The organism is Arcicella sp. GW458-12-2-14-TSB2, assembly GCF_059423785.1.
Genome location: NZ_JBWKYN010000305.1, coordinates 1 through 3,176, shown reverse-complemented (window position 1 = coordinate 3,176; position 3,176 = coordinate 1). Strand labels below are relative to the sequence as shown.

The 3,176-nt window shown below is 36.8% G+C and carries 2 protein-coding genes; one reads left to right on the top strand and one right to left on the bottom strand.

All coding sequences use genetic code 11. From position 1 onward, the window contains the following. The first annotated feature begins 38 nt into the window (after nucleotides 1–38). A complete protein-coding gene (locus AC07XN_RS23910; RefSeq protein ID WP_494744875.1) occupies nucleotides 39–1,412 on the top strand; it encodes a DUF937 domain-containing protein in 1,374 nt (457 codons plus the stop codon). Nucleotides 1,413–1,470: 58 nt separating this feature from the next. Here the strand turns inward: AC07XN_RS23910 and AC07XN_RS23905 are convergent, their stop codons facing one another. Next, a complete protein-coding gene (locus AC07XN_RS23905) occupies nucleotides 1,471–2,979 on the bottom strand; it encodes an acetyl-CoA carboxylase biotin carboxylase subunit (protein WP_494744874.1) in 1,509 nt (502 codons plus the stop codon). Nucleotides 2,980–3,176 lie beyond the last annotated feature (197 nt).

Genomic DNA, 3,176 nt, shown 5'->3' with positions numbered 1-3,176 from the left:
TTTTGAATCGACATTAAAAGAATTATAAAAATAAGAGTATGAATTTATTTGGAGAACTTAAAGAGCTGTTTGCAGGAGATATTCCATTAAAAATTGCTAACATAACAGGGGAAACTGAGGCGAAAGTAAAAGTGGCTATTGATGGACTAATCCCTACATTAATTGGAGGTTTGATGAAGAGAGTCTCTAATGAAGCAGGTGCTACTACTTTAATGAATGTTATTCAACGTGGTAAACACGATGGAAGTATTAATGATAGATTAGATGACTATTTAAGAGATAAAGAAAGTTTTGCCCCACTTTTTGAACAGGGTAGTAGTGTAATCAGTTTACTTTTGCCTGATAAAAAAAGCTCTGTCGCTACCTTGATTTCACAATATGCTAGCATCAGAAATTCATCTGCTACGTTGATAATGGCTGGGGTTGCACCGATTATTGTGGGTAAATTAGGGAAGTTGGTCATTAGCCAAGGGCTAGATAAAATACATTTAGCTAATTATTTATTAGAACAAAAGGCTTATTTGATAGATGAAACACCAGAGGCTCTTCAACCTAAAATGATTGATACCTTGGGTATTGCCGTTTTCATGAGTCAGGAGATAAAACCAATACAGTTTGCTCCGGCGGCGCCTATTAAATCCGTTTCTGTGAATAATCCTGTGGCTGCCAAACCAATGGCAGAACAAAAAGTAACCTATTCAGGGAAAAACTATGAAAGTGAAGCGTCAGAATCAATGAAAATTCCTAAATGGTTTTTGCCTTCAATATTAATAGTAGCAGTAATTGCTGGATTAGGATATTTTGCTTTTACTTACGACTGGAAAAGCCTTAGTAATTCATCTACTGCTATAACCGATTCGTCTGATATGGAAGAGGTAACAGGTGCTGTCATTGACACTAATAGTCTATCAAAAGATACCACCGTTGCTAAAGTAGATACGGCTAATACCATTAACGAAACAAAAACAATCGGAGTGAATTTGCCAAATGGACAAAAAGTAGATTTGACAGATGGTTCTTTTACCTACAATTTTGCTAGATACTTATCTGATTCAGTTGCAGCTCCCAATAGAATTTTTACTTTTGATCATATCGGCTTTGAAGGTAATACTGCAGCCCTAACAGCAGGTTCTGACAAAACTGTTAATGATTTAGCCAAAATTATCTTGGCTTATCCACGTGTACAAATTAAGCTAACAGCTTTTACAGATAATACGGGTGATTCTCTCCAAAATATAAGATTAACAGCCAGACGTGCAGTAGCTATTAGAAATATTTTGATTGGTAATGGTATCAAAGATACTAGAATTGATTTTGTAGGAAGAGGCTCAAGAAATCCTATTGCAAGCAATGCGACCGAAGAGGGTAAAGCTAAAAATAGAAGAATAGAATTGAAAGTAGTGAAGAAATAATCATTAAAAAGGCTAACATTTTAAAATGTTAGCCTTTTTAATTTCCCTTTGGTTATCATTAACGATAGCTCAAACGATTTGTCTGCCAATTGCTTGTTTTTAGAACAGTTTGGCTATTGGTTTGTGCTTGCACTGAAACTTTTTTAGTTGTAATTAAGTAATTAGCCAACGCCGCAGCTAATTTTTCTTCATCAGGATCAGGTAATCCGTCCAACAGTGCTGGTGAAAAATATAAATTGATAAACCTCGTATCGAAATTTCCAGACAAGAATGCTTCGTGTTTCATCACAAATTTGCAGAAAGGTAAAGTCGTTTCGATGCCAGAGATTTTGAATTCATCAATAGCCCGAATCATTTTAATAATGGCTTCTTCACGGTTTTTACCATAAGTAATCAGTTTTGCAATCATTGGGTCATAAAAAATCGGGATGGTCATTCCTTGCTCAAAACCATCGTCTACTCTCACTCCATTCCCTTCGGGTCTGACATAGGTATTTAATGTTCCGATGTCTGGCAGAAAATTATTTTTGGGGTCTTCCGCACATACCCTGATTTCTATCGCATGGCCGTGTATTTGTAAATCTTCTTGTTTGAATGATATGCATTCCCCCTCCGCAATACGAATCATTTCCTTTACTAAATCAATGCCTGTAATTAATTCAGTAACGGGATGTTCTACTTGTAGGCGAGTATTCATCTCTAAAAAATAAAAATCAAGCTTCTCGTCAACAATAAATTCTACCGTACCAGCACCATAATAATTACAAGCTTTAGCCACATCGACGGCACAACGCCCCATAGCCTCACGGATTTCAGGTGTTAATACAGCAGATGGAGCTTCTTCAACAACCTTTTGATGTCGACGCTGAATAGAACATTCTCTTTCAAACAAATGAACCACATTTCCGTGCTGGTCGCCCAATACTTGAATTTCAATATGCTTGGGAGCAGTAATATATTTTTCAATAAAAACTGCACCATTTCCGAATGATGTAATGGCTTCTGAAACCGCCCTATCCATTTGGTCATCAAAATCTTCCTCCTTTTCTACTACCCGCATTCCTTTTCCACCACCACCTGCGGAGGCTTTAATCAAAACAGGATAGCCAATTTCTAAAGATTTCTTTTTGGCAGTAGCTCTGTCTGTAACGGCATCGGGCGTACCCGGAACCATCGGAATATTGTATTTAGCGACAGTATGTTTTGATGTTAGTTTATCTCCCATCAACTCGATGCTCTCGGGCGAAGGCCCAATAAAGATTAACCCAGCTTCAATTACTTTTTTGCAAAAGGAAGCATTTTCAGAAAGAAACCCATAGCCTGGATGAATGGCATCTACCCCTAAGTCTTTGCAAATTTCAATGATTTTATCACCTAGTAAATAAGATTCATGTGAAGGCGGTGGACCAATGCACACGGCTTCGTCAGCAAAACGGACGTGGGGTGAATTTCTATCTGCCTCAGAAAAAATAGCTACTGTTTGAATATTAAGTTCGCGAGCAGTCCGCATAATGCGTAAGGCTATTTCTCCACGATTGGCAATCAATATTTTGTTTATTCTTGGCATACACTAGGCTCAGGTTTTATAGTGCTTTAGTATCTCTATCAAACAAAGATAAACTTTAGCTAGAAACTTATTGGTTTTTTTTAATTTTTTCTGGTAAGTGTTATATACTCAGTGAGAAATTTATTTAGCAAGGTTTGAAACTCAACAACGAAGTATTTATTGAGCACAAACCATCAGTTAGCTGATTTATTAAATAT